Raw genomic sequence first — 223 nt, forward strand, 5'->3', positions numbered from 1 at the left:
AGCAATTAATGCTGTCGCTAAAACTCTTAAACGATAAAAGGCGACAAAAAAGTCGCCTTTTATCCTCTTAAATCTATCATTAACAAAATTATTATTTTGCTACGTAATTAATCAAACCGCCCGTGGGCTCGATTTTTGGTGTTTGAATCTTAATAAAGCTAAAGCTCTTAAATGTGGCGTCAGATGATGCCACGTGGCAACCATTACAACCATCAATCGCACT

The sequence above is a fragment of the Candidatus Aquicultor secundus genome, from assembly GCF_002791875.1.
Classification (GTDB): Bacteria; Actinomycetota; Aquicultoria; order Aquicultorales; family Aquicultoraceae; genus Aquicultor_A; species Aquicultor_A secundus.